At 49.8% G+C, this 25,978-nt stretch carries 24 protein-coding genes; 11 read left to right on the top strand and 13 right to left on the bottom strand.

Annotated elements, in window-relative coordinates; genetic code table 11:
* Positions 1 to 28: 28 nt before the first annotated feature.
* The 7 genes from U9S71_RS14905 to fsa all read right to left on the bottom strand — a co-directional run bounded on the left by U9S71_RS14905 (position 29) and on the right by fsa (position 9,055).
* Positions 29 to 1,381: a TolC family protein gene (locus U9S71_RS14905; RefSeq protein ID WP_326328341.1), complete on the bottom strand. Its 1,353-nt coding sequence runs from the start codon at positions 1,379 to 1,381 to the stop codon at positions 29 to 31.
* Positions 1,382 to 1,389: 8 nt separating this feature from the next.
* The gene (locus tag U9S71_RS14900) at positions 1,390 to 1,974 is read right to left on the bottom strand and encodes a TetR/AcrR family transcriptional regulator (RefSeq protein ID WP_326328340.1); all 585 of its coding nucleotides are present in this window, start codon (positions 1,972 to 1,974) and stop codon (positions 1,390 to 1,392) included.
* Between the two features lie 102 nt (positions 1,975 to 2,076).
* The gene (gene rnr / locus U9S71_RS14895) at positions 2,077 to 4,209 is read right to left on the bottom strand and encodes a ribonuclease R (RefSeq protein WP_326328339.1); all 2,133 of its coding nucleotides are present in this window, start codon (positions 4,207 to 4,209) and stop codon (positions 2,077 to 2,079) included.
* 162 nt (positions 4,210 to 4,371) lie between these two features.
* Positions 4,372 to 5,085 (bottom strand): 3'-5' exonuclease, encoded by a 714-nt coding sequence (locus tag U9S71_RS14890; RefSeq protein WP_326328338.1) that lies wholly within the window; start codon positions 5,083 to 5,085, stop codon positions 4,372 to 4,374.
* Between the two features lie 10 nt (positions 5,086 to 5,095).
* Entirely contained in the window at positions 5,096 to 7,501 is a 2,406-nt protein-coding gene (gene pbpC, locus U9S71_RS14885) for a penicillin-binding protein 1C (RefSeq protein WP_326328336.1), read from the bottom strand.
* A gap of 351 nt (positions 7,502 to 7,852) precedes the next feature.
* Positions 7,853 to 8,356, bottom strand: a complete 504-nt coding sequence (locus U9S71_RS14880) for a Fur family transcriptional regulator (protein WP_326328335.1) — start codon at positions 8,354 to 8,356, stop codon at positions 7,853 to 7,855.
* 39 nt (positions 8,357 to 8,395) lie between these two features.
* Positions 8,396 to 9,055: a fructose-6-phosphate aldolase gene (gene fsa, locus U9S71_RS14875; protein WP_326328334.1), complete on the bottom strand. Its 660-nt coding sequence runs from the start codon at positions 9,053 to 9,055 to the stop codon at positions 8,396 to 8,398.
* A 123-nt stretch (positions 9,056 to 9,178) separates the two neighbouring features.
* Here fsa and U9S71_RS14870 point away from each other — a divergent pair, with 123 nt between their 5' ends.
* The 7 genes from U9S71_RS14870 to U9S71_RS14840 all read left to right on the top strand — a co-directional run bounded on the left by U9S71_RS14870 (position 9,179) and on the right by U9S71_RS14840 (position 20,819).
* Positions 9,179 to 10,399 (top strand): MFS transporter, encoded by a 1,221-nt coding sequence (locus tag U9S71_RS14870; protein WP_326328333.1) that lies wholly within the window; start codon positions 9,179 to 9,181, stop codon positions 10,397 to 10,399.
* Positions 10,400 to 10,560: 161 nt separating this feature from the next.
* Positions 10,561 to 11,883, top strand: a complete 1,323-nt coding sequence (locus tag U9S71_RS14865; RefSeq protein ID WP_326328332.1) for a Gfo/Idh/MocA family protein — start codon at positions 10,561 to 10,563, stop codon at positions 11,881 to 11,883.
* A gap of 1 nt (position 11,884) precedes the next feature.
* Positions 11,885 to 12,802 carry a sugar phosphate isomerase/epimerase family protein gene (locus tag U9S71_RS14860; RefSeq protein WP_326328331.1) on the top strand — a complete coding sequence of 306 codons (918 nt, stop codon included), beginning with the start codon at positions 11,885 to 11,887 and terminating at the stop codon, positions 12,800 to 12,802.
* Between the two features lie 228 nt (positions 12,803 to 13,030).
* Positions 13,031 to 16,054 carry a glycosyltransferase family 117 protein gene (locus U9S71_RS14855; RefSeq protein WP_326328329.1) on the top strand — a complete coding sequence of 1,008 codons (3,024 nt, stop codon included), beginning with the start codon at positions 13,031 to 13,033 and terminating at the stop codon, positions 16,052 to 16,054.
* A 154-nt stretch (positions 16,055 to 16,208) separates the two neighbouring features.
* Positions 16,209 to 17,447 carry a DUF4934 domain-containing protein gene (locus tag U9S71_RS14850; RefSeq protein ID WP_326328328.1) on the top strand — a complete coding sequence of 413 codons (1,239 nt, stop codon included), beginning with the start codon at positions 16,209 to 16,211 and terminating at the stop codon, positions 17,445 to 17,447.
* A gap of 23 nt (positions 17,448 to 17,470) precedes the next feature.
* Positions 17,471 to 18,085, top strand: coding sequence for a hypothetical protein (locus tag U9S71_RS14845; RefSeq protein WP_326328327.1), 615 nt, complete (start codon positions 17,471 to 17,473; stop codon positions 18,083 to 18,085).
* Positions 18,078 to 20,819, top strand: a complete 2,742-nt coding sequence (locus tag U9S71_RS14840) for a carboxypeptidase regulatory-like domain-containing protein (protein WP_326328326.1) — start codon at positions 18,078 to 18,080, stop codon at positions 20,817 to 20,819. The genes U9S71_RS14845 and U9S71_RS14840 overlap by 8 nt, the downstream gene beginning before the upstream one ends.
* A 157-nt stretch (positions 20,820 to 20,976) precedes the next feature.
* On the opposite strand, the gene U9S71_RS21095 is transcribed toward U9S71_RS14840, so the two are convergent.
* Both U9S71_RS21095 and U9S71_RS14835 read right to left on the bottom strand, forming a co-directional pair.
* Entirely contained in the window at positions 20,977 to 21,135 is a 159-nt protein-coding gene (locus tag U9S71_RS21095) for a type II toxin-antitoxin system RelE/ParE family toxin (protein WP_436410334.1), read from the bottom strand.
* 198 nt (positions 21,136 to 21,333) lie between these two features.
* Positions 21,334 to 21,480, bottom strand: a complete 147-nt coding sequence (locus tag U9S71_RS14835) for a hypothetical protein (protein ID WP_326328325.1) — start codon at positions 21,478 to 21,480, stop codon at positions 21,334 to 21,336.
* Positions 21,481 to 21,591: 111 nt separating this feature from the next.
* Here U9S71_RS14835 and U9S71_RS14830 point away from each other — a divergent pair, with 111 nt between their 5' ends.
* Together U9S71_RS14830 and U9S71_RS14825 are read left to right on the top strand one after the other, a co-directional pair.
* Complete coding sequence (locus U9S71_RS14830) at positions 21,592 to 21,855, top strand: hypothetical protein (protein ID WP_326328324.1); 264 nt, start codon at positions 21,592 to 21,594, stop codon at positions 21,853 to 21,855.
* A gap of 157 nt (positions 21,856 to 22,012) precedes the next feature.
* On the top strand, positions 22,013 to 22,537 hold the full coding sequence (locus U9S71_RS14825; RefSeq protein WP_326328323.1) for a GNAT family N-acetyltransferase: 525 nt from the start codon (positions 22,013 to 22,015) through the stop codon (positions 22,535 to 22,537).
* Between the two features lie 14 nt (positions 22,538 to 22,551).
* Here U9S71_RS14825 and U9S71_RS14820 read toward each other — a convergent pair whose 3' ends face one another.
* From U9S71_RS14820 to U9S71_RS14805, 4 genes are all read right to left on the bottom strand, one after another.
* Positions 22,552 to 23,205 carry a sigma-70 family RNA polymerase sigma factor gene (locus U9S71_RS14820; RefSeq protein WP_326328322.1) on the bottom strand — a complete coding sequence of 218 codons (654 nt, stop codon included), beginning with the start codon at positions 23,203 to 23,205 and terminating at the stop codon, positions 22,552 to 22,554.
* Entirely contained in the window at positions 23,202 to 23,585 is a 384-nt protein-coding gene (locus U9S71_RS14815) for a hypothetical protein (RefSeq protein WP_326328321.1), read from the bottom strand. Before U9S71_RS14815 ends, U9S71_RS14820 begins: the two co-directional genes overlap by 4 nt.
* A 261-nt stretch (positions 23,586 to 23,846) precedes the next feature.
* A complete protein-coding gene (locus U9S71_RS14810) occupies positions 23,847 to 24,137 on the bottom strand; it encodes a type II toxin-antitoxin system RelE/ParE family toxin (protein ID WP_326328320.1) in 291 nt (96 codons plus the stop codon).
* The gene (locus U9S71_RS14805; RefSeq protein ID WP_326328318.1) at positions 24,137 to 24,349 is read right to left on the bottom strand and encodes a DUF2683 family protein; all 213 of its coding nucleotides are present in this window, start codon (positions 24,347 to 24,349) and stop codon (positions 24,137 to 24,139) included. The genes U9S71_RS14810 and U9S71_RS14805 overlap by 1 nt, the downstream gene beginning before the upstream one ends.
* Before the next feature lie 312 nt (positions 24,350 to 24,661).
* On the opposite strand from U9S71_RS14805, the gene U9S71_RS14800 reads away from it, so the two are divergent.
* Entirely contained in the window at positions 24,662 to 25,369 is a 708-nt protein-coding gene (locus U9S71_RS14800) for a class I SAM-dependent methyltransferase (RefSeq protein WP_326328317.1), read from the top strand.
* 9 nt (positions 25,370 to 25,378) lie between these two features.
* The gene (locus U9S71_RS14795) at positions 25,379 to 25,942 is read left to right on the top strand and encodes a pentapeptide repeat-containing protein (protein ID WP_326328315.1); all 564 of its coding nucleotides are present in this window, start codon (positions 25,379 to 25,381) and stop codon (positions 25,940 to 25,942) included.
* The last annotated feature ends 36 nt before the right edge of the window (positions 25,943 to 25,978 follow it).

Raw genomic sequence — 25,978 nt, 5'->3', positions numbered from 1 at the left:
TAATGTCTGTTGTCTAATGTCTAATATCTCACTCCCCATCCAATACCGAGCCCAGCGCACGCTGTACTTCCAGCTTGCCGGAGAGCACCGCGAACAAGGCGTTGAGGTAGTTGATCTGGGCGGTACGCAAATCCGTTTCGGCGGTCATCAGGTCGAGGTACGTCTTGATGCCTTCATCGTATTGCAGTTTCAAGGTGTTGTACACCTCTTCGGCCAGCACCATATTATGCTGAGCGGTGGTCCAGTCGTTGAGGTTTGCCTTGTAGGTAGCCATGGCCATTTCGTACTGCGTATTGATTTGGTTCTTCAAGTTGATGATATCCCAATCGATGCGTGCTTCCTGCAACTTGGACTTCCGGATTTCCTGGATGCGTTTAGTGCCCTGGAAGATGGGTACGTTGAGCGTAAGGCCGAATACTGACCGAGGAAAAGCCGGGTTGTACAGGTTCGAAAACCGGTTGTCGCGGAAATCCCATGCATAATTATAGAACGCCGACAAATTAGGTAAGAACGTCCATTTGTTGTACTGCGTATTTACCTGTTGCAATTGCTTGATGGTTTGCAATTGCCTGAATTCGACGCGGTTTTCCAGGTCGACGGTTTGGGTAGTGTCCAGCAGGATTTCCTGCTCCATTTCGGTATCTTCAAACGATAGCGAAAGCGGTTGCCCCGCTTCAAGTCCGATGAGCTCCCTCAGGTAGGCATACTTGTAGTTGAGCATTTCGGCTACACGCTTTTGTTCGGCCTTCGTGTTGGCGAGCGTGATTTCTGCCCGTTTGTAGTCGATGTTGTCTACGATGCCCGTTTCGTAACGCACCTTTGCATCGGCCAGCTGACGCTCGATACGGGCCAGGTTTTCCTGGATGATGTTCAACTGTTCCTCACTGGTGAGGATGTCGTAATAGCCCTTGCTTACTTCCACCACGGTATTGATGGTACTATTCTCTGTGTTCAGCGCGTTTTGTTGCCTAATGTACCGGGCGGCTTTCGCGGCCTGTATCAAGCCTGGGTTCAGCAGTTGCTGGTCGGCCTGTAGCACCACTGCGCTGGAATGGTTTTGGCCCATCGCGATCACCTGGTCGCCGATAACCGTGGTGGGTATTTTTACGTTGTAATTATAGGTGCCTGTAGCACTGATTTGAGGATACCATCCCGAAAGAGCCGAGGCGATCTCGCGTTCACCGATTTCCTCATCCAATAGAGCCTGCTGTATGGTCGCCCGGTTGTCGAGCGCAAAATCAATCAGGTCTTGCAGACGTGCACGCTCGGGCAAGTCAGTGGCGCTTTCCTGTGCCAGCGATGGCGAAGAAAAACTTCCGCAGATAACTAATAGGGTGCAGTAAACAAGTTTTTTTAAATACATATTTGCCGTTGTCGTCATATTGCTAATCAATTCTTGATGCCATCCCAGATGATCGCAATCATCTTTTTGAGGTCTTCTTCTTTTAACGCAAACCGGCCGTGGATGTTTCGTTTGGCCGTTGCGGATATGGTACCGATATATGCTGCGCTGATGATGTTGATATCCAAGGGCTTGATATAGCCTTCTTGGACGCCCTGCTTCAGGAATACCGACACTTCATCTTGGAAGCACACACGGTCTTCGGGGTAAACGTCTTTTACATAGGGAGAGGAGAAGAACTGTTCGAGGAAACTCAACACTTCCGGGTGCGCTACGTAGTATTTCACCAGCGTCATCCACACCGCGGCAAACTGTTCGGGGTAGGGCAAACCAAGGTCGTTATCCGTGAATATGACCGACTGCATGCGCTCCCTGGCGTAGTGGTAGAGGTCTACGATCAGCTCGTCTTTTGAAGTGAAATAATGGTAAATCGTTCCTGTGGCCACGCCCGCCTCCTGTGCAATTTGGCTCATCGGCGTACCATGGAAGCCAAAATCCTTGATCAGGCGCAAGGTACTCTCGAAGATGGCCCGCTTTTTTGCCGTCGTTTCCGTATTTAATTGAACGTTCATTCGGGTGGCAAAGGAAAACATTATTTGTGGAAAATAACGAAGCCTACCCCATTAATAACGGAAATTTGACAATTGCCGTCAAAAGGTCAATTGCGGTGCCGGCTAGGAAACGAGGGTGAAGTCGATCTGCCTTTTGGCGAGGTCTACTTTCTTCACACGGATCTGCACTTCATCGCCCAGTTGGTAGCGTTTCTTGCGCCGTTGGCCAATGATGGCATAGTTCTTTTCATCCAGTGCGTAGAAATCATCTGTAATGTCGCGCAGGCGCACCATACCTTCACACTTGTTTTCCTCAATCTCCACATACATGCCCCATTCGGTTACGCCGGAAATGATGCCTGTGAAAATTTCGCCCACCTGTTCTTGCAAGAACTCGGCCTGTTTGTATTTCACCGATGCCCGTTCGGCGTCGGAAGCCCTTTTCTCCATTTGTGAGGCATGCTCGCACTGCTTTTCATACGCTTCGGCATTGACCGATTTGCCACCTGCCAGGTAGTGCTCAAGCAGTCGGTGCACCATCACGTCGGGGTAGCGGCGGATGGGTGAGGTAAAGTGCGTATAATAGTCGAACGCCAAACCATAGTGGCTGGTTTTTTTGGTGGTATAGATGGCTTTGGCCATGGATCGTATGGCGAGGGTAGTGAGCACGTTCTGCTCCTTGGTGCCTTCCACTTGATCCATCACCGTATTGAGCGATCGGGCGGTCTCTCGGCTGGATTTGGTATTGATTTTATAACCAAAGCGGGCCGCGAATTGGGCAAAGGCGGTGATGCTTTCTTCTTTGGGTACGTCGTGCACGCGGTATACGAACGTTTTCCTATTGCCGCTTTGGCCCTGTTTGCCGATGAATTCGGCTACGCGCCTGTTGGCCAGCAGCATGAAATCTTCGATGAGTTTGTGGGCATCTTTACGTTCCTTCACGTACACGCCCAACGGTTTGCCGGCTGCATCGAGGTGGAATTTCACCTCGGTGGTTTCGAAGCTGATGGCGCCGTGCTTGAATTTGCGTTCACGCAGGATATAGGCCAGGTTGTTGAGGGTGCGCAGCTCGGTGCTGAACTCGCCCGATTGCTGTTCGATGATTTCCTGCGCCTCCTCGTAGCTGAACCGGCGGTCGGAATGGATGATGCCTTTTCCGAACCAATCTTTAACGACGTTGGCGTCGCTATCCATTTCGAAAACGGCCGAGAACACAAGTCGGTCCTCGTTCGGCCGGAGGGAGCACAGGTCGTTCGACAGGCGCTCGGGGAGCATGGGGATGACGCGGTCTACCAGGTAAACGGAGGTGCCGCGTTCGTAGGCTTCTTTATCGAGCGGCGAGTCGGGCTGCATGAAGTGGCTCACGTCGGCAATGTGTACACCGATTTCGTAATGGCCGTTAGGGAGTTGCTCGAACGAAATAGCATCGTCGAAGTCCTTGGCATCTTCGGGATCGATGGTAAAGGTAGTCGTCCCGCGGAAATCGCGGCGCTTGGCGATTTCTTCGGCTGGTATTTCGGCGCTGAAATCGGTAGCCGCTTTTTCCACTGCTTTGGGAAATTCAAGTGGGAAGCCGAAATCGACGAGGATGGCATTCATTTCGGTATCGTTCTCGCCCTTTTTACCCAGCACGAAGGTGACCTTGCCTACGGGATTCTTGCCGTCGCGCGGCCATTCCGTGATGGCTACCACGACTTTCTCGCCGTCTTTGGCCCCGTTGAGGTCGGCCAGTGGCACAAAGATGTCGTGCAGCATCTTCCGATCGTCCGCATTGAGGAATGCGAAGCGGGGGGATATGGCGATCGTACCGGTAAACTCCGTGCGTGCACGTTCCAGTATTTCCACCACTTCGCCTTCTTTGCGTTTGCCGCGCCGCTTTTCATAGGTATGCACCTTTACACGGTCGCCATGCAGCGCTTGGCGCAACTTCCGCGGCGCGATGTATATGTCGTCCTCCAGCTCGTCTTCGGGCACGATGAATGCCGACCCGTCGGCCGTCATGTCCACTTTCCCGATAACGAAAGCTTTAAGTTCCTTGAGGGCGTATTTCCCTTTTTCCACTTCTTTAAACAGTCCGCCGGTGCGGGCTTCCTCCTGGAGGATGTCGCGGATAGCATCGCGTGATTCGTTATCGGCCAGGTTCAGTTTGGCAGCCACCTGTTTATAGTTCATCGCCTTATTGCCCGACTTCTCGATGAGGTCGAAAATCAGTTGGGTAAGTACGTGTTTGAATGCGTTGTTTTTTTTGTTTGCCATTTTATGCTTTTCTGCTTTTTGTTTTTTTGTGAGCAAGTGAGCTTGTGAGCAAGTGAGCTTCCTTAATGAGCTTACTTGTTCATAGACTCCCTCTTATAGTTTGCTGTGTAATGTCTCACGTTTCACATCTGTTGTCTCACGTCTGTTGTCTATTGTCTCCCATCAACCCGCATAGCTAACGGCGTCTTGCGCGATGGGCGGTTCATTGCGTAAACGCCGCAAGATTTGTGCCGTGGTGAGGACATCCTTTTCGCAATACACACGGATGCGCTCCAAATCGTTTTCATTATAGTACACCCCGTACACGTCGGCGCCGCTGATATCATCTTTGGGCGACGGGATGCCCAAAGCTGCCGCCATGAGGTTGAGCGAGATGTAGCTACGGAAGTCGCCGAACCGCCAGAGCTCCATCGTGTCCAGGTGGTTGATTTCCCAGGGTTTTTTGCCTGATATGTCCAGTTGAGTGGGCAGGGGCAGTCCGTTGATGATCATCCGCTTGCACAGGTAAGGGAAATCGAAGCCCTTGCCGTTGTGGCCGCAAAGCATCAGGTTAGGCGGTTGGGTTTGCAGCAGGCTGGAGAAATCGGCCAGTAATTCCCGTTCATCCGGTTGGGCGAACGACTTCAGGCGGAAGCCCATCTGTCCCTGCCGCTGATGGAACACGCCTACGGATATGCAGATGATTTTGCCGAACTCGGCATGCAGGCCCGCGTTGGGATATACATCGGCAGCAGTTTGATCCGCTTCCAGCGTATGGCGTACTTTATGGGCCCACAGTTCCTTGAAATGATCGGGCAGCTCGTCAAACGTAGCCTTTTGGCTTACCGTTTCGATATCCAGTACCATCACTTGTTGCAGGTCGACCGTTTCGAGCATTGTTCGTTCACTATTTCGCTAAGATTTCAAATCGCTGGCTGATGCGCATGCCGTCCTCGTCGACCAGGGTGATGCGATGTTCTCCCGGTGGTATTTCCAGCGCCAATTGGTGGAACGTTTCCGTTTCGCCGACAAATGTGTTGTCCAGGTGCCAGAATATCTTACTGCCGCGTTTGCGGTGGGCCGCATTGAAAATTACCTGCCCGCGCTCGCCATCAATTTCTAAAGGTATATAAATTCTCGCATTATTTTTCGGATAAATCATTTCCATCACCAGCCCCTGTGAACCATCGGTGCATCCCGGTGCATAGGGAGGCAGCTCGTGGTAGTTGCTATGCCGCGGCTTGTAATAGTATTCCATGGCCGGTGGCAGGATAAACCATTTGGCGGCGACGATGTCGCCCGGTGGGGAGCAGTCGGCCGTTACGCGGAAGGTGCCCTCGCGGTTGGTGTGTATGGTCCGGTGGTAGGGGCATACGGTAGAGCGGTGGCCCGGTACGGGGATGTATAGTGTGTCGGGGTTGGGGCAATCGGGCCCGGCAAGGTGGCCACTCTGGCCGCAAACGGCGGTTTGTACCATACGATCCAGGGGAGGGGTAAACCATCCCGGTGCAGGCAGCAGGTCGAAGATGTCGAACAATATGGGGGCAGCGGTGTTGATGCCCGTCAGGCCGGGTCGCCCTTCGCCATCTGCATTGCCCACCCATACGCATACCACGTACGAAGGGGTGAGCCCCACCGCCCACCCGTCGCGGAAGCCGAAGCTGGTGCCCGTTTTCCAGGCGATTTTCTTGGAGGAGGCGAACTGTTCCCAAAGGGTTTCTTCGCCGGGACGCATCACCTCATTCATGGCCTGGAAGGTGAAGTAGAGTGAGGCGTGGTCGATGGCCGAGGCCCGTTCTGTAGCCTCTCCGGGCGGCTCGTATGCGCTTTCGAGGTAAAAGGGGTCGTGGTAGTCGGCCGGGTTGTAGTTGGCGTTATACCTTTCGTAGTGGTTTAGCGTCCGGGCCATGCTGGCATAGGTACCAGCCAGTTGCCATGGCGTTACTTCGCATCCGCCCAAAATCATCGACAGGCCATAGAAATCGGCGGGCCGGTCGAGGGTGCGGATGCCCACGGATTTCAGGAACGGGTGGAAGCGCTGGTATTTGTATTGCTGTAGCATCTTCACTGCCGGGATGTTGAGCGATCGGCTCAGTGCCTGTGAAGCCGGTATGGCGCCATCATACCCGAGGTCATAATTTTGCGGCGCATAACCGCCGATCTGGGTAGGCACATCGGCAATGAGCGTATTCGGCAGGATCAGTCCGTCGGTAAGCATGGCTGCGTAAAGCATGGGTTTCAGCGTGCTGCCCGGACTTCGCAGCGACGTAATCATATCGACCTGGCTTTCGGCTGCGCTATTTTGCGGGGTGTGCACATTGCCGATGTACGCTAGGGTCTTGCCGGTTTCTACCTCCAGAACCAGTGCAGCAGCATTTTGGATGCCGTTGGCGCTGAGGTTGCGGTGATAGCGGTCTACGATGTCGGCAACCTGCTGTTGCAAGGCGGCATCGATGGTGGTGGCCACGCGGGTGGTATGCAGGTCGAGCGTGGGGTATTCTTGTTTGAACCGTTCCAGCAGGTGGGGTGCGAGCCGCGGCAGCGGGTGGGGTTTGTCGGGCAGGGGTTCCAGCTTGGCTAAGTCGGCCGTTTGCTGGTCGATGGTACCGGTAGTTGCCAACTTATCCAGTAAATTATTGCGTTTGTTGAGGAGCTGTGAGCGGTTGCGCCCCGGATGGATGAGTGCCGGTGCATTGGGCAATACCGTCAGTACGGCGGTTTCTGCCCACGACAGCTGGTCGGGTGCGCGGCCGAAGTAGCGCCAAGCCGCCGCGTCGAGCCCTACCACGTTGCTACCAAACGGGGCGTTTGCGGCGTAGAGCTCCAGGATGTCGGCTTTGCTGTAGCCTACTTCCAGGCGAACAGCCAGGAACGCCTCGATGAGTTTCTGCCAAAGCGTACGATCTTGGTCGCGGCTCATGCGGATCACCTGCATGGTGATGGTGCTGCCGCCGCTGACGACACGCCTGCCAACGATATTCTGCCTGATGGCCCGCGCCAGCGCGATGGGGTCGATGCCGGGATGGTAATAGAAACGTTTATCTTCGAATGTGGTGATGCATTTGGCGAACTTTTCCGGTACCTTCTCCGTAGCCGGGAAGCGCCATTGGCCATCGGCTGCGATGGAGGCGGCGAGTAGTTTGCCCGATGCATCCTCAATGACGAATGAGGTAGGGGAGCGGAAGAGTGGCTTCGGAAGCGACAGGTAGAAAAGTATAAGCAACGTTGTGGCCACCACGAGAACGGTGGCACCCCTCCTCGTTTTGCAGAAGCTGATGAATCGCTGCCATTGTCTCGCTGCCCATGTGATCACCCCGCTAAATTACGAAAATATTCATGCGTCCACGGGTTGGGGCTCGATGTGAAATTGGTGCTAAAATCATCATGATATCATTTTGTTTAGGTGATTGCTATAAACAAATGTTTTTAAATGAATTGAATGTGTTTGACTGGCTGCTTTAGCGTATGATGTGTTTTTATTTTAGCCATAAAATAGCGGTTTTCAGGGAGTTGGGAATGGTGTGTGCGGTGGTGGGTACGGAAAGTTGGTATTAGCTAAAAATCGGATAGAAAGTTCGGCTTTATATGAATAAAGCAATAAACTGTCTTTCAGCATTATGATATTCGTATATTTTTCCTTTTAGCGGAAGAAGATAAGGGGGTTTTAGCGGGATTTTTGAGCGCTGCACTGCGCGCAAAGCCCTACGGCGTTGACGCCGACGGAATGCAGTTGGTACCCATCGGGTAGGTTGATTTTGGGCATCTTGAAATCTTCTAAGCAATAGATGCTGTTGCACGTCTTGCAGATGAAATGCACATGCTCGTCGTGGTGGTGGTGCTCGTCGCACTCCGTGGAGCAGAGCGCGTATGTTGCCGTGCCGTGGAGGTCGAAGATCTTGTGAAGGATACCTTTTTCTTCGAAGGTAGCCAGCACGCGGTAGAGGGTTACCCGGTCGATCGAGTTGCCCAGGACTTTTTCCAGCTCGGGCTGGGAGATGGCCGTTTCCTTTTCGGAAATGATTTGCAGTACCCGTAGGCGGGGCTGTGTTACCTTGAGCTTGTTGCGGCGCAATAAAGGTGCGAAACGCTCGCTGGCATCGGGTTCGGGGATGGTATTTGCTTCGGCGGTCAGCATGTTGAATTTCAATAATGAAACGGATGTCTCCACAGGCGATTGGCCTTGATTCGAGACATCCGTTCCAAAAGATTATTTGCCGGCAGCTTTGGCGTGGTCGGCCAAAAATTGCGCCAGTCCGTTGTCGGTCAGTGGGTGTTTAAGCAATCCCAATATGGCAGATAGCGGACCGGTCATCACATCGGCACCGATCTTGGCGCACTCAACAATGTGCATCACGTGGCGGATGGAAGCCGCCAATATCTGCGTTTCATAGCCGTAATTGTCATAGATCAACCGGATATCTTCGATCAGCGCCAATCCGTCGGTCGAGATATCGTCCAAACGGCCCAGGAACGGCGATACGTAAGTGGCTCCGGCCTTTGCGGCCAACAGGGCTTGGCCTGATGAAAATACCAGCGTACAGTTGGTTCTGATTCCTTTGTCGCTGAAGTATTTGATGGCCTTTACACCTTCCTTGATCATGGGTACCTTCACCACGATGCGTTCGTGGAGTTTGGCCAAGGCTTCGCCCTCTTTGATGATATTGTCAAAATCGGTGGATATAACCTCCGCGCTGACATCGCCATCGACGATTTCGCAGATGGCTTTGTAGTGGTTGATGACATTTTCTTCGCCGGTGATGCCTTCTTTGGCCATCAGACTGGGATTGGTGGTTACGCCATCCAGCACGCCCAGGTCTTGGGCTTCTTTGATCTGTTGCAGATTAGCGGTGTCAATAAAAAACTTCATGTTTCGAATGATATAAATAGTGTTATCTGTTAACTAGCTGTAAACGTTACTACAGCCTGTAAAATTAACGATAATAACCCGGATGGCAAAAAATAAGGGTATGACTTTTGCGCGATTGATGAGGTGAACATCTTCCAGGCACTAACGCATCGGAACTACCGGCTCCATTTTACCGGCCAAGCCATTTCCCTGCTGGGCACATGGATGCAGCGCCTTGCTGTGAGTTGGCTGGTTTATCGGCTTACCGAGTCGGCCTTGGTGCTCGGTATCATTTCGTTTGTGTCGCTTATTCCCTCGTTGGTTCTATCCCCATTTATCGGCAGTTTTGTAGACCGCCACCAGAAATACCGCATTGTGTTGCTTACCCAGATTGGTCTGATGCTGCAGGCGGGTACACTCGCGGCCATGGTGTTTTCTGGTTATTACAATGTATGGTGGATTGGGGTGCTGAGTCTTGTACAGGGTGTCATCAATACCTTCGATGTCACCGCGCGGCAGTCGCTCATGGTAGAGCTGGTAGACAATAAGGCCGACCTGCCCAATGCCATCGCACTCAACTCATCGGCCTTCAACGCGGCCCGTATGGTAGGGCCCGCTCTGGGCGGTATATTACTCAGCATGTACGGCGAGGCGGTATGCTTCGGTATCAACTTCATCAGCTTTTTTGCCGTCATTGCCTCGTTGCTCCTTATGCGGTTGAAGCCAAACCAAGCTGTTGCACGCAAGGAAAGTACATGGCAAGGTCTTAAGGAGGGGTTCAGTTACCTGCGGCATTCGCCCCATATATCCTCGTTGATCATGCTGCTCACCGCCTCCAGCCTGTTGGTCATTCCGTACACCACGCTGCTGCCGGTCATTGCCCGCGAGATGTTTGATGGCGATGCCACGACCTTCAGCTGGTTTGAGAGTGCTGCGGGGCTTGGTGCAATGGCGGGTGCCTTTTATATGGCCAAAACACAGGTAGGCACCAACCTGCGCTTCCGGGTGATGAAAGCTGCAGGACTATTGGCAGCAGGCATCCTCGCCCTTTCTTTCGCGTCGTGGCTGCCGCTGGCCTTGGTCAGCACGTTATTGGCTTCCATGGGGATGATGGTACAGAATGCGAGCATCAACACCTATATCCAAACCCACGCCATACCGGCATACCGGGCCAGGGCGATCAGCTATTACATCATGGCCTTTCAGGGGATATTTCCGTTGGGGAGCCTATTGGTAGGAGCCATGGCCAGTGCCTGGGGCATCCATTACACACTGCTCCTGCAGGGGGTGGCCGGGGCACTCGTGGCGCTGGGGTTCATGGCGTATATCTGGCAGCACATCAACCGCAAGTATGTGCCGGTATAGCGGGCCGTTACTCCTCCAACTGAAATAGAACAACCGATTGATTAGGCTTTAAAACGGGTCTGCACCCTTTTGTGCTTGCCGACCACCGTTATTTTTTCAATATTTGTGATTGTATCAGCGGCTAGCTTGGCCGATAATCAATTATCCATTTAAAGATTCATATGAACTATTCTAGAAGAAGGTTTTTAAAAACAGCAGGATTAACGACCATCGCCGGTACGGTGGCTGCCGATTATGCGCTGGGGTCCAATTCGATCTGGTCACTCAACTCGAAGACGTTGCGGGTGGGCCTTATCGGCTGTGGGGGCAGGGGCACGGCTGCGGCCATGGAGGCGCTCAATGCCGACCCCAATGTCGTGTTGTATGCCATGGCCGATGCATTTGAGGACCAGCTTGAGCATTCGTTGACCACACTGAAAGAGAAGTTTGGCAAAAGAGTTAAGGTATCCAAACGGCATCAACTGGTGGGATTGGATGCCTATCAGCAATTGGTCGACCTGGACGTTGACGTGGTGCTGCTGGCTGCGCCCCCGGGATTCCGTGCCGACCACCTGGAGGCCGCCGTGAATGCGGGCAAGCACATTTTCTGCGAAAAGCCGTTTGCAGTAGACGGTCCGGGCATGCGCCGGGTCATCGCCGCTGCAAATCAAGCGAAGGCCAAGAACCTGTCGCTGGTATCGGGGTTCTGCTGGCGATACCACACCCCCAAGCGGGAGACCTTCAGCCGTGTTCACGACGGCCAGATTGGCCGGATATTGGCCGCCGAGTGCAGCTACAATACCGGGGAGCTATGGTACAAAGAACGGCAACCCCAATGGACGGATTTTGAATACCAGCTGCGGAACTGGCTGTATTATAATTGGCTCTCGGGCGACCACATCATCGAGCAGGCCATCCATAGCTTGGATATGATGCAGTGGGCACTGGGCGATAAGCTGCCCGTGAGCGTAACCGGAAGTGGCGGCCGCCAGAAGCGGGTGGACCCCAAATTCGGCAACGTCTATGACCATTTTGCCATGGTGTACCAATACGACGATGGCACGAAAGCCTATTTCTCCTGCCGGCAGCAGAACGATACCGCGCCGGCCTATGCCGTGGAGCTGGTGGGCGATGAAGGTCGGTGTGTGGTAGACTGCCGTACCGGTGGGCACGACATTACAGGTAAGAACCCTTGGAAATATGACGATACGACGAAGTTCACCGACGAGAACGCATACAAAAAGAGCAATTCGAGAGGCATGTATCAGCAGGAACACGATGAGCTGTTTGCGTCCATCCGGGCGAACAAGCCGATGAACGACGGCGACTGGATGGTGAAATCGAACCTGGTTGCCCTCGCGGGCCGGATGGCCGGTTATACGGGCCAAGCCGTTTCGCTGGAGGCCGCGTTGGCATCCGATGAGGTGTTCTTCCCCGGCAACGTATCGTGGGATACGAAATATGATTTACCCATTGCCATCCCTGGCGAAAAAAAGACGATTTGATATGATGGATAGAAAGAATTTTATAAAATCCGCATCGCTGTTGGCGGGTGGAGCCGTGGTTGCCCCGGCGCTCGGCGGCGCCAGTCCGCTAATGGCCAAACCTGTTGGCAACACGTTGAAACTGAAGAAAGGCGTCAGCTTTTACATGATCAAGGAGGAACTCTCGTTGGTCGACAAGTGCAAGCTGGTGAAGGACCTCGGTTTCGACGGGGTCGAGTTCAACAGTCCGGTCGATTTCAGTCTGGACGAAATGCTTGAAGCCAAGGAAAAGGCGGGCATCGAGATACCCAGCGTGGTCAACAAAGACCATTGGAGCAAGCCCTTGTCCGACCCCGATCCGGAGGTACGGCAATTCACCATCGATTCGGTGGCGAAGTCGCTGGCCGATGTAAAGGCTTTGGGCGGCGACACGGTGCTGGTGGTGCCGGGTGTGGTCAACGAAAAAATCCCTTATGGTGTGGCGTACCGCAATGCGCTGGATTCAGTGCGTAAGCTGATTCCCCATGCCGAAAAGACGGGTATGAAGATCGGCTTGGAGAACGTATGGAGTAACTTTATCCTGAGTCCGGTGGAAGCCCGTCAATTCGTCGACGAGATCAACCACCCGCTGGTGGGCTGGTACTTCGATATCGGCAACATCTTGCGGTACGGTTGGCCCGAGCACTGGATAACCGAACTCAACAGGCGCATCGTAAAGCTACACGCCAAGGAATTCAGTCGCGAAAAGATGAATGATGAAGGGCTGTGGGATGGCTTTAAGGTAGACCTGCTGGCGGGCGACAACAACTGGCCGGTGGTGATGCAGGCGCTTAGGGATATCGATTACCAAGGCGGCTGGCTCACCGTTGAGTTGGGTGGTGGCGACCGGGAGTACCTGAAGAAGGTGTCTGGGCAGATGGATGCCATCTTTGCCCTTTAGGAAACGATAACAACATGTTGTTATAGACCATCAAGCCCGCCCGATTTCAGGCGGGCTTGATTGTTAATGTGCTGCTTTGAATTGCCCCCTTTGAAAAGCAAAAGCGATTGTTTAACTTTATATGAGGAAAAAAACACACCTAATAATGAGTCGTTTCTAGAAAAAAACCTTTATTATTGAAATTATATTCTTCATAATTGTCTGTTTTTCATTTTCATGCACGTTAAAATGGGTACTTCGAACTACAACAGGGTTAACAACATTTTGGGCTGGGTATGTGGAACAATCGCCTTTACGGTGTATGCCATGACGGCCGAGCGAACAACGAGTTTCTGGGATGCAGGCGAGTTCATTGCTTCGGCTTATAAGATGCAGATCGTGCACCAACCCGGTGCTCCGTTGTTTTTGATGTTACAGAACATCTTTTCGAATTTTGCTTTGGGCGATACGGCGCGCATTGCATTTTGGATGAACATGGGCTCGGTGTTATCAAGCGGCTTAACCATCGTGTTTTTGTTTTGGACCATTACCGCGCTGGCGCGAAAAGCACGTTGGAAAGCCGGAGAAGAGCTCACTTCCGGGCGACTCGTGCAGATCATGGGGGCTGGCGCCGTCGGCGCGTTGGCCTATACATTTACGGATACGTTTTGGTTTTCGGCAGTGGAGTCGGAAGTATATGCCCTATCATCACTTTGTACGGCCGTCGTTTTTTGGGCGATACTGAAATGGGATCGGCATGCTGACAAACCAGGAACCGATAAGTGGCTCATTTTTATCGCCTATATCATGGGCCTCTCTATCGGTGTGCACCTTCTTAACCTGCTGGCCATCCCGGCCATTGCCTTGGTTATCTACTTTCGCCGCTCGAAAAACGCGACAAGCAGCGGTGCAGTGAAGACCCTATTGTTGGGGTTCGTCACCGTGGCGGTCGTTTTGTGGGGTATTATCCAATACCTGATCAAGTTCGCCGCCCATTTCGATCTGTTTTTTGTCAATTCCCTGGGGATGGGATTTGGGTCGGGAGTTGTCGTTTTCGCCATTTTGCTCCTTGGTGGCACCGTATACGGGATTGTTTACTCGCATCGCAAAGCCAAACCCTTACTCCATATCATTCTGCTTTCTTTTGCGTTTATCGTGTTTGGTTATAGCTCTTTCACGATGATCCTTATCCGGGCGAAGGCTAATCCTACATTGAACAACAGTGATCCGGACAATGCCTTTTCATTCCTTAGTTACCTCAACCGCGAACAATATGGTGACAAGCCCTTAGTTAGCGGCCCCTATTTTGATTCAAGACCGATCGGCATCGAGGAAGGTAGTAACACCTACCGCAAAGGCGCTGAGCGATATGAAACGGCGGGCCGCACCATTGACTATGCATTTGACCGGGAAACGGTGTTTCCGCGCACCTATAGTTGGCGCGAACCCGACCACCAGCAGTATTACCGCGACTTCCTCAACCTAGGTGAGGGCGTGCGTCCTACTTTCGCGGACAACCTGCGGTTTTTCTTTGGCTACCAAATAGGACATATGTACGGTCGCTACTTTTTGTGGAACTTTGCCGGTCGGCAGAATGACCAGCAGGGGCATGGTGACCCGACCGCAGGCAACTGGGTAAGTGGTATCAAATTTATCGACCAGTTGCACGTGGGTGGGCAAGATGCCCTGCCCGAATCGCAAATTACCAATCCGTCATACAACCGGTTTTATTTCCTGCCCCTCATTCTTGGTCTGATTGGCGCATTTTGGCATTTTAAACGACGCCAGAAAGATGCGGGAGTTGTAGGGCTGTTATTTTTTATGACAGGAATCGCCATCGTACTATACCTCAATCAAAGTCCGCTGGAACCCCGTGAGCGGGACTATGCCTACGCGGGCTCTTTCTATGCTTTTGCCATTTGGATAGGGTTGGGGGTGCTGGCCATCAGCGAATGGCTGAACAAAAAAGTATCCATGCGAACGGCGGGTATCTTAGCCACGGTAATCGGTCTGTTTGCCGGTGCGGTGATGTTGGCAAAGGAAGGGTGGGATGATCACAATCGCTCCGAAAAGTATCTAGCACGGGATATCGCGATCAATTACCTCGAATCTTGCGCCCCAAATGCTATTTTATTCACCTACGGCGATAACGACACCTACCCGCTCTGGTACGCTCAGGAAGTAGAAAATGTACGTCCGGATATCCGGGTCGTCAATCTGAGCCTGCTCAGTGCCGACTGGTATGTCCGGCAGGTCAAAAAACAGGTTAACGAAGCACCGCCATTGCCCATAGACATCCCGAATGAAAAAATCGTAAAAGGCCTACGCGATTTTATTCACTACCAAGACGCACACATTTCCGGTCACGTGGAGCTCGAGAAAATCGTGGACTTGATGCTCTCCGACAATCCGAACGATAAATGGCCCGTGCGCGGAGAGGAGCCCGAAAACTTTTTACCAACGAAAAACTTCCAGCTTACGATCAATAAAGCAGACGTGATTAAAAATGAGGTCGTACCGGAAGCCTGGCAGGATAGCATCGTAGACACCATGACCTGGACGTACAACCGCGACTACGTGTCGCGTGCCGAATTGGCGATGATGGATATCCTGGTAAACAACAATTGGGAACGACCGATCTATTTTGCAAGTACGGTACCTCGTTCGAATTTCATGGGACTGGATAAATACCTCGTATCCGAAGGGTTTGCCTTACGGCTGATGCCTATCGACAAGGAACCCAATTCGTCGCAAGGCTTGGTCAACGCAGATGCAATATATGGACATATCAAGCACAAGTACGTGTGGGGAAATATCAATACATCTTCTTATGTCGACCCAGAATCTTATAACATGCTGCCTTTGATCCTAGGTACTGTTTTTTCTGACACCGCTTCTCAATTGATCGCCCAGGGAAGGAAAGAACAAGCCAAAGAGATTTTGGAAGTTGCCGTTAACAAGGTTATCCCTTCCCGCACTTATTCTGAAAGGGGCGTCTATTTCGGATACCTACCGTTTATCCAGAACCTGTATGCTGCTGGTGTGCCCAACGAAGCGGATGTATTGGCAACGCGGATCACCGGTTATCTCACCGGCCAGTTAAATTATTACGCTTCATTGATGCAGTCAAAGCCGAATCTTGAATTACAAAAACTGCAACTGGCCTTTCATTCGTTGGGCAGCCTGGGGCAGGTTGTCCTTAACGGCGGGAATGAAAGCTTGGCGGGAGAAATTCAAGAACAATACAAAACATTTGAATCAAAATTCTATTGAAGAATTTGTCGCTGATGTGCAGTTTTAAGTGGGGCCTTTTTTTCGCGATTTGGCTATGTTCAATTTTTTTTTACTTTTAGCATGAAAGTTATAAACGTAAATAACATAACCAAATCCCATCTTGATTGATAAAAAATTAAAGCGTCTATTCACGATGCGACCGAAAGTTAGTAAGACACTTCACCGGCTTATTTTATTCGTGTTCCATGGGGCATTCCTGTCGAGTATCTGCTTGGGCGAAAGCCTAACCAAGCAAGATTCGACCGCAGCAGTTACTGAAATCCGGGTAGACCTCGCCGCTGCCACGGGGGGCGTAGACGCCGTGTTGTTTGATTCTATCGCTTATATCCCCTTAGAGACCAATGAACATTCGGCGTTTTCCAACATCTCGCAACTGGAAGTAACCGACGGCTATTTCATTATCTTAGATAAGCGGATAAACAGCTTTTTTTTCTTTCATCGCGATGGTAGCTTCAGCCATAAAATTGACAAAAATAACGAAAACGAACCCTTTAAGAGTGTCGATAAATTCGCTATCGATAGGTCCAGGGGTGTTCTCTCATTTCGGGATACATGGGCACCCCATGGCCCCTATACGTTTGGGTTGGATGGTAGCTTTATCGAAGTGGCGGAGTGGGACAGCATGGTTTCTTTTAGGGATTTTACGCTATTCAATGGATTCAAAATCTGCTATCAGCCCCGTTCCCACCATTCCGAGACCGATGATGATCGCGCGCATTTTGAAAATATTGTCCGGTATGATGCCAGGACCGGTGAGCGCCTCGGCGCCTATTTACCTGTTGATTCAACGAGGAAAAATACTGATTTATTTGGCGTATCAAAATACTTTTATCGGTCTGACCAGAATCGCCTGCTCTTTACCCAACCCTATGATTATGCCATCTATGAATTTGACACCAATGCGGTGCCCCATGAGCGGTTTAAAATCATTTTACCGCGTTTCAATACCCTTCCTTTTGATTTTTTGACGAATCCTGAATATCATGGAAAATGGCGCGACTATTTAAAAGCAAATAAGTCCGTTATTTATTCGATACGGGATGTCTATCTCTCTGGAAATTGGCTTTCTTTCAATACGTCTCCTAGTATCAAGAGGAGTGCTTTTCTGTACAACTTGAATACCTATGAGCTCTTTAACCTGAAGGAAACGGAAGATTCGGCCTTGGGCCTACCTGTGACTGAAAATTTTAGGCCTATATTGGCGGTAGATCATGGGGCGCTGATTTCGGAGGTGTCTTTCGTCGCTTTGAAAAAACAGTACGAGGAGACCCCGCGACCACAGCAAAGGGATTTGTTCCCTCAAAACCTAAATGTGCTAATGAAAAAGGAGTCGCATAACCCTATTCTGCGGTTATCCTACCTGAAGCAATAACTCGAAACTGAATAGACTGAAATATGCTTTCAAAAACTAAACGCCATATCCTGATACTTTACAGCGTTCTGGCCATTGCATTGGTAACCATAGGGGTAGGGATGCTTCTGTGGCCTGATGAAACAAACGGTGGTATACATAGAAATATGGAAAGTGATAATAGGACTTTTTTTTGGGAAATCTATCCCGAACTTGTTATTCCCAATGCCGGAAAGGTAATAAATAAAAGTCTTCATATAAAAGATTCAAACGACAGTGAGACCACTGTTGAGGATTTATCAGAAAGATCTCCACTTTTGGTTTTTAGATATTCCCAGTATGATTGCAACCTTTGTATTGATCAGGTATTGCAGAAATTGCACGCCATTTATGAAGGAGATGAAGACAAAGTTTGCCTAATCGTAGACGGGATGACAGGGAGAGAATTTAGATTAAAGTATAAAAACAGGAAGATGAATTTTTCATCATATTTTGTCGCTGATGATAACCTGGGGCTGAGCTTGGAAAACAAGAACTTACCTTTCCTGTTCGTTTTGTCCGATGATGCTCGCGTGAATAAGGTGTTTGTTCCATTTAAAGAATACCCTAATCAGACTGATGCATATTTAAAAAATATCAAAGCCATACTAAGTGATTAGATGTTTAGTCGTATTTTTTTTGTGTTTATGGAGTAGTTTAAGCGGTTATGGCCAATCTAATGCGGAAAAGCAAATCCTCATACGTGGTCGCGTAGTAGATTCTGTCGGACACGAACCCATTGCATCTGCCACGGTGAGCATCTACCAGAAAGGCAACGGTAAGCTCTTGAAATATGGCTTTACCAACAACAGGGGCAATTTCAACCTTACCGAAATACCGCTTGTCGATTCGGTATACCAGTTGCGTTTATCGCACATCGGATACGGCACGGTTGAGGTAGATGTTAACCGGCCGCCCACCCCAACGGACATCGTGATGGGTGATATCCAAATGGCGAGCGTATCAAACCTGTTGGCGGAAGTGGCTGTAAACCGCCCCCCGATCATGATGGACCAAGACACCCTGATCATCAACCCCGAGGCATTCGATTTACAACCTAATGCCGTGGTAGAGGATCTGTTGACCAAGGTGCCGGGTGTCGCCATTTGGGGCGACGGCGTGATTACGGTCAATGGTAAAAAGGTGGATCGGGTGCTGGTGGAAGGTAAGCCGTTTTTCGGTGCAAACCCAGCGATCGCTACCCGCAATCTGCCATCGGATGCTATCGATAAGGTAAAGGTATACGATAGCCCCACCAATACCCCGGAACGGGAGGAATCGTTGGAAATGGATATTATCCTTAAAGACGGAAAAAAAAGAGGCCTTTTCGGGAAAGTGTCCGTGGCGGAAGGCACCAAAAACCATCAAGAAAAGACGTTCTTGATCAACCTATTCGACCCGAAGAACCAACTCAGCCTGTTTGCCGGCTCGAACAACACGAATAAGATTGCCGGTAATGCAAGTGATTTCCTGGCAGCCAATGTGTATAAGGCTGGCGGGGAAGACCTCGAACCCAATACCCCGCGGTTTGATCAACGGGGGTTAAATGAGTTTTCCATCGTGGGCACCAAGTTTGAACGGGAGTGGAACGACCGCATCAAGACCAATCTCGAACTATTGTACAATGACCGGAAATCCGAAGCGCTGACCGATGTACACGAAATCCGCCAAGTTGGCGAAGGCAACGTGCAGGAAATCGTAGAAAGTAGACAGGACGATCGGAATGACATCAAGCAGTCGTACCGGGGCACTGCTCGGTACGCTGACAGCAAATGGGAGCTTAGGATTAACTCGTACATGGAGCAGTCGAAAACATCGCTGGGCCAACTGCATAACCGGCACGTAACCGATCAATCGGGGCAGAGCTTGGCCGACTTGTACAAAGATATGCACAACGATGAGCAGAATCGTACCGGGAAAGTAGGCTTCGATTTGCGCCAGATCGATATGCTAGGCCCAATAAAGTTTAACATGTCTTATGAATTTGAGGCCGAAAACCGAACGCAGGACCAACAGGAGAACATTTTGTTTAGCCATGATGCCCCCATTGATCGCCTAAAGCGGAACCGTCAAGGCAACCAGCTGCATGAAATGGAAGCTGTGGTTGGCTTGAATGGACTGCTTAGACCCCTGGGCGTAAGGCATATCGGTGTATCGCTGGATCTACGTAATACACTAACGGCCCGGTTGCTGGATGAAGATCAGCAAGACCTGTTTTTTAACCCGGCTACGGATGGGTATACCGTAGAGAACCAAGCGATCTCTTACTCGGACCGGTTGAGGGAAATTATGTGGACCCCGGAGATTATCGCTTCCCGAGGTTTTGTCAAACGGATTGGAGGAGGGAGTAACCGGTGGAATTTCGGTGCTGGGCTGGGGGTGGAGACGACTTCCAGAAAAAACACGTCCGACCACGAGCTTCGGGTGCTCGATAAGCATACGCTTTATGTGCTGCCATCGGCCAGTGCCCGGTATCGACAAACACGCCAGCTCTCGAACAGGTCGCTGACGCTTGCGTATAAGACGTTGGTCAACCAGCCCCAAATCCACCAGTTGATCGCCTTGGTAGACACCACCCAGAAAGACTTCAATCAAGTCGGGAACCGGGGCCTGAAGCCCGAAGAGGAGTACCAGTTTTCACTGGAATACGCCGGTCAGCATTATGCGAAAAATAGGAACCATCGGCTGAAGATCACCTATTCGTTATACCGCGACCAGTATGCGAATAGCAGTATATACGCACCGAGCGGGGAGCGGTTGAGCCAAACGGTCAACACGGCGGGGCTTTCTTCATTCAGTGCGATTTACCAGTATAGAAGGAGTAAGATGCTGTGGGGTAGCCCGCTGAACATCAGCTTGCTATCGATGCTGCAAGGTGGAAGCCGCTATTTTTTCAACAACGCCGTCCAGCATAAAAGTCGCCGGGTAACGATGAGCCATCGGCCGGAAGTCGATTATGCGCTGTCCGACCGGTTTAAGCTTGGGCTCCATGGATCGCTCAGTACGTATTGGACCGCATCGGGTCTGACCAACCGAACAAGCCATAGTGCAAGCGTGGGGCTAGACGCGGTGTTGACGTGGCCGAGGCGCACAACATGGATCAGTAGGTTCCAGAGCACACACTTTTCCACGAAGGGGCTGCCGGCCGAGCAGCGTTATCTCTGGCACATGGACGTGTACTACCGCCTGCTCAAAAAGGAGCAATTGGAAATCAAGTTTTCCGCTTATGATATGTTGAATAATAACAGAATCATCCAAAATATGTTGCGGGACAATACCGTAAGGCGCGTAACGGTAAATAATATCCAACAATTTTTTATGATCGGGTTATCCTATTACCCGAGGATATTTTAGGCAAGCGCCGATTGTTCGTTAGCTTTCGCATTTACCAAGTTTGAGCCGACCATCGTCTTGCTTACCAGCATACACATCTACAAAGGTGACCTGGCTCACCGTTGAGGTGGATACTTTCCTTTTTTATCACGCAAACTATCCACCGGATTCGCCAATACTACCTTTTATAAAACCGCGGTTTGCGACTGCCATGCCAGATTCGAATAATCTGTATTTGGTCAGGTTTTACCCGAAATGAAATTCGGTAGTCATCTACCATTGTCGCGCGATAGGAACCGTCATTTCCTTCTCGAAATCGATCAAGAGGATATTGCAGGTGTGTTGTGGGGAGGTTTTTAATTAAGGTTAGGATGCGGTGTTGGGAATAAAGGTAATCGCGGCGATTAAACTTTTTACCGCGTTCTTATTCCATTTGATGGTCATTTCAACGTTTTTCGCCATCGGAAAATAGTTTTTCAACATCTTCGTGCAACACAAAGTTTCCAGCCTCGATATCAGCGACGGATTTGTCCAGTTAGTTGTTGTACTCGACAATGAACTCCTCCCGCATGACATCGCCGTCTTTAACCACACCTGTTTTGTAATTAAACCTCAAGCTGTTAAGAAAGGCCAGTAAAACTTTCTCTTCTTGTTCGTTTTGAATGTTTACCAGAATACTCATAACCATCAAAGATACGCGTTATTACCTAACGAGACAAACGCCGGAAAAACCCACAATTGCAATTACGCCCAATTTATCCTACGTTTAGGAGCTACTGAAAACCGTTTGCCAGTGAAAAGCCCTGAATTCTTCCGCTTTGCCGGAAATCGACATGTTACCCAAGATCGGTCGTTCAACGGCCTGCTCCAGTTTATTCCGCAACCCGAAAGCCCGCCGGCCGACGTCCCGCGGCATGCCGCCTTTGAAAGTACCGACCTGCAGTGGCTCGAAATCAAGGAAAACATCACTACAGAAGGCGTACGTGTGGAGCTGCTGGCCGATTCGGAAAATGTTCACCAAGGGCAGACGCCGTACAGGGGAGCTTGGATGAGATGATGGACGGGAAGAAGGGTAAGCCGGAGTAACGGAAAAAGCAGCATGCAGCGCAATTATTGTTTGCATGTCGAAGTAGCTTTACCTAAGTTTGAACCCTTGTTTTGCAAAAACATGATAACAAATAAGCAGAATGGCACCGGTAGTTAATTAGGGATACATGCGAATCAGAAAAGAAGAAACGAGCGACCATGGAGCCGTTTTCCACGTCGTTGAAAAAGCTTTTGAGAACGAAATTTACACCGACCATCAAGAGCAATTCCTGGTGGAACGCCTGCGGGAATCGGCTGCATTTGTGCCTGAATTAGCGCTGGTAGCGGAATCGGGCGGTGAGGTGGTGGGGTATATTTTGCTGACGAAGATCCGAATTGTCAATGAACATGGCAGCACAACTTCGTTGGCCTTGGCCCCGGTTGCTGTTTTACCAGCGCACCAGCGGAAAGGCGTTGGCGAGCTGCTAATTAAATCCGCCCATGAAAAAGCAAAAGCGTTGGGCTTCGGGTCTGTGGTTCTGTTGGGGCATGAAAATTATTATCCGCGATTCGGCTACCAGCTGGCCGGCAACTATGATATCAAGCTGCCATTTGACGTTCCTGCCGAAAATTGCATGGCCATTGAGCTGGTTGAAGGCACCTTGAACGATGTAAACGGAATGGTGGAATATCCGCCAGAGTTTAACGGATAAGACGCGTTGGATCATCAAAGGTCCCTTATTTTCTTCATCACATTTTCCACCATCGCATCGCAATAGATTAAGTTAAATTCGAACAGCTCATTGGGCGAATAGTATTTTCTTATCTCGCTGCGCAGCATGGCTTTAGCCCTATTTAGGCGAACCTTTACGTTGGTATTACTGATGTGCAGCGTTTCCGCGGTTTCCGCTACGTTCAATCCGTTGATTTCTCGTAATGAAAATACCATACGATAGTCGAATGGAATCTTTCCGAGTGCTTTTTCTATTACACGCCCCAATTCATGGCGCTGCACGATTTTATCCGTATCGTTCTGACCGTTGGCAAACATCGGCGTAGATTGGTCGTTTATGTCTTGCATAATTTCGTTCTTAAAACTCGATTTTCTCTTCCTGCGAAAGCAGTTGTTCATCATGATACGGATAATCCATGTTTTAAAATCGGAACGGCCTTCAAACTGTAGCAGGCTTTTGTATGCGTCGATAAATGTTTCCTGCATCAAATCCTGCGTGTCTTGGTGGTTGTAATTGTACGACCTGCCGATTTTGTACAGGGAGGGATTGAAGCGCCGCACGATGATTTCATACAGCGCTTTCTCTCCAGCAAGGATTCCCTTAATAATTTCCTTTTCGGTAAACTTTTCCGACTGCATCCTATTCATGCCATGAATTTAGCTATTCTAGCCATTGACAGGGCCGCGATGGCCATTACCAGGTCGCGCACGGCCACATCCACATAATCGAAACCGGCTAATAGCGTGTGTGCAATCAGGGCGAGCCATGCCGCAACAATGTATCCGCCAATGTCGGGTTTTTTCAGGACAATGATGCCGGCCACGATTTCGATAACCCCCACAACCATCATGAACGCCGCAGCGGAAAAAGGCAGGAGGCTGGCCAATGCCGGATTAAGGTACTGGTCCCAATGGGTTAGCAGGTTGGTGAACTTGTCGGCGCCCGCAACAATAGGTACAATGACGAAAGTGTACTTCAATAGGTTGAATGTTTGTCTTAACGCTTGCTGTGCATTTGTTGATTCCATGATTTTCGTTGTTTATGTCTTATATTACCATTAGGGTAGACGAAGAACGAAAAGGTTACAGGAAAGGTGATAAGTATGGTGTCTTTGTTCGACTTGCACAACATTGTGACATCACGGAAATTGAGGAAGTAAAGGGCAAAAAGGTTTGTTTACAGCCAATTTATGGACAAAACAAATGTACGTCGACGAGATTGCGAGAGCCAGGCAACAGGATAGCATCCGATAGTGGTTAGTTGACCCGGGCGGATACCACCATACTGTTTACAGAATCGATTCCTGCCGATTGTCAAAGAAAACAATGATCTGCACCTCTTTACCGACGACACGATATAAAAATGAAATAGTACGGTGAACGATAGCACGCCTTACGCGCGCATCCTCCTGTACAGTTTGGAAGGCAAATGGAAATTTGGTAACAATAGTCAATACTCGTCGGGTGTCTTTCTGGAATTGTTTGGCGGTTTTGGAACCCCACCGTTCTTTTACCTGATCCAATAATGCCTCGAAACTATCTTTGGCTTCGTTGGAGAAGTAGAGTTTATAATCTGCCATTACGGATTACGAGTCAGCAATTCCTCAAATTCGCTGAATGGAATTTTCCGTCCATTGTCAAGGTCGTCAATCCCACGCTTCATTCCTTCAATGGCATGGGGAGGCAGCGGAGCCGTAGCCTGAGGCTCAAAATTGATTTTAAGCGCTTTCAAAACAGCTTTCAATGCGGAGAGTTGTTCTTTATTTTCAGGATATACAACGTATGCTTCCATAAAGGCAAATATAGTATTTTTCTTTTTTGTTGGTGACTACTACGGTCAAAATAAGCTCACCCATAGTGTTCATTTATCTGAAAATAAAATATAATTGGTATCATTGTATGCGATAAAACTAGACAAAATTGAACCAAGATTCGGTCCTCTTATTCCGTTGGCTAGAAAATTCAACACTAGTAGCCTATATTGATAATTTATTTAAGAATTAACCGTTTAAGGACTATTTTACAACACGACAAAACCATCGAAAAATGGGTACAGATGAACAATAACTGCAGATGAACTTGGAAAAACAACGTAACGAAGCATATGGATAAATCAACGGTAGAAGAGATTAAAGAACGGTTTGACCATGACGTGGAACGGTTTTCCAACCTTGATACCGGACAGCTTTCAACAATCGATGCAAAAATTTCTTTGGAACTGATTACGGAAGCTGCTAAGCGGGTTGCTCCCAATGCCGAAAATCTCTTGGATATCGGTTGCGGGGCGGGGAACTATTCGTTGACCATGCTTTCAAAAATTCCCGACTTGAATTGTACGCTGGTTGATTTGAGCAAGCCCATGCTGGATAGGGCGTCGGAAAGGGTATCACAGCAAACCAACGGTGAATTAGTAATGTTACAAGGCGATATCAGAGAGGTGGAATTGGCTGAAAATCATTTCGACATCATTCTGGCAGGCGCTGTTTTACACCATCTGCGGGACGACAAAGATTGGGAAACCACCTTTGAGAAACTTTTTAAGTTATTGAGGCCCGGTGGTTGCCTGATGATAGCCGACTTGGTCATACAGAACACGGATGTGCTAAGCGAATATACCTGGGAGCGGTATGGCGACTACCTGGAAGGGCTGGGCGGAAAGGAATATCGCCAGCATGTGTTGGACTATGTGGCAAAGGAAGACTCGCCTCGGTCGATCAATTACCAACTCGACCTGATGAGGCAGGTCGGCTTTAGCGCGGTTGAGATACTGCATAAAAATATGTGTTTTGGCGCTTTTGGAGGGATAAAATAAAGTAGGCAGATGCAAGAAATAATTATAGAGGACCAGACATTTGACCGAAGCGTCTCCCTGCAAAGCGGCGAGTACGATAATTGCGTTTTCAACGGGTGTGACTTCTCCGGGTATGACTTCTCGGTGTTTAAATTCACCGAGTGCGTCTTCAACGGCTGTAACTTCAGCCTGGCAAAAATAAACGGAACCGCGTTCCGTGATGTTCAATTCAAGGATTGCAAAATGCTGGGCCTCCGGTTTGATAGCTGTAACCCATTCGGTCTTTCTTTTTCCTTCAACGGATGCCAGCTGAACCACTCTTCATTTTATAAAACGAAAATCAAAAAGACCGTTTTCAACGATTCACAATTGCAGGAAACCGACTTCTCAGAAGCCGATTTGACCGGTGCCGTCTTTGATAACTGTAACCTGATGCATGCCGTTTTTGACCGTACCATAATTGAAAAGGTTGATTTCCGTACTTCTTATAACTACACCATCGACCCGGAAACCAATCGCCTAAAAAAAGCTAAGTTTTCGGTTTCAGGTATAGCGGGGCTACTTGCTAAATACGATATTGATATTGAAAAATGAAGTCAACATCGGATTTCGCTATAAGTATGTTACTTT

It is taken from the genome of Parapedobacter flavus (assembly GCF_035818675.1).
Classification (GTDB): Bacteria; Bacteroidota; Bacteroidia; order Sphingobacteriales; family Sphingobacteriaceae; genus Parapedobacter; species Parapedobacter flavus.
Note: the sequence above shows the minus strand (reverse complement) of the source record. Positions and strands in the feature narration are given on the sequence as shown.

Bases quoted from the DNA above. Each gene is read 5' to 3' on its own strand.
- U9S71_RS14810 (WP_326328320.1), bottom strand. From the start codon at position 24,137: ATGGCAGATTATAAACTCTACTTCTCCAACGAAGCCAAAGATAGTTTC.
- U9S71_RS14835 (WP_326328325.1), bottom strand. From the start codon at position 21,480: ATGAGTATTCTGGTAAACATTCAAAACGAACAAGAAGAGAAAGTTTTA.
- rnr (WP_326328339.1), bottom strand. From the start codon at position 4,209: ATGGCAAACAAAAAAAACAACGCATTCAAACACGTACTTACCCAACTG.
- U9S71_RS14800 (WP_326328317.1), top strand. From the start codon at position 24,662: ATGGATAAATCAACGGTAGAAGAGATTAAAGAACGGTTTGACCATGAC.
- fsa (WP_326328334.1), bottom strand. From the start codon at position 9,055: ATGAAGTTTTTTATTGACACCGCTAATCTGCAACAGATCAAAGAAGCC.
- U9S71_RS14815 (WP_326328321.1), bottom strand. From the start codon at position 23,585: ATGGAATCAACAAATGCACAGCAAGCGTTAAGACAAACATTCAACCTA.
- U9S71_RS14795 (WP_326328315.1), top strand. From the start codon at position 25,379: ATGCAAGAAATAATTATAGAGGACCAGACATTTGACCGAAGCGTCTCC.
- U9S71_RS14890 (WP_326328338.1), bottom strand. From the start codon at position 5,085: ATGCTCGAAACGGTCGACCTGCAACAAGTGATGGTACTGGATATCGAA.
- U9S71_RS14865 (WP_326328332.1), top strand. From the start codon at position 10,561: ATGAACTATTCTAGAAGAAGGTTTTTAAAAACAGCAGGATTAACGACC.
- U9S71_RS14825 (WP_326328323.1), top strand. From the start codon at position 22,013: ATGCGAATCAGAAAAGAAGAAACGAGCGACCATGGAGCCGTTTTCCAC.
- U9S71_RS14860 (WP_326328331.1), top strand. From the start codon at position 11,885: ATGATGGATAGAAAGAATTTTATAAAATCCGCATCGCTGTTGGCGGGT.
- U9S71_RS14820 (WP_326328322.1), bottom strand. From the start codon at position 23,205: ATGAATAGGATGCAGTCGGAAAAGTTTACCGAAAAGGAAATTATTAAG.
- U9S71_RS14900 (WP_326328340.1), bottom strand. From the start codon at position 1,974: ATGAACGTTCAATTAAATACGGAAACGACGGCAAAAAAGCGGGCCATC.
- U9S71_RS14805 (WP_326328318.1), bottom strand. From the start codon at position 24,349: ATGGAAGCATACGTTGTATATCCTGAAAATAAAGAACAACTCTCCGCA.
- U9S71_RS14850 (WP_326328328.1), top strand. From the start codon at position 16,209: ATGCGACCGAAAGTTAGTAAGACACTTCACCGGCTTATTTTATTCGTG.
- U9S71_RS14855 (WP_326328329.1), top strand. From the start codon at position 13,031: ATGGGTACTTCGAACTACAACAGGGTTAACAACATTTTGGGCTGGGTA.
- U9S71_RS14905 (WP_326328341.1), bottom strand. From the start codon at position 1,381: ATGACGACAACGGCAAATATGTATTTAAAAAAACTTGTTTACTGCACC.
- U9S71_RS14845 (WP_326328327.1), top strand. From the start codon at position 17,471: ATGCTTTCAAAAACTAAACGCCATATCCTGATACTTTACAGCGTTCTG.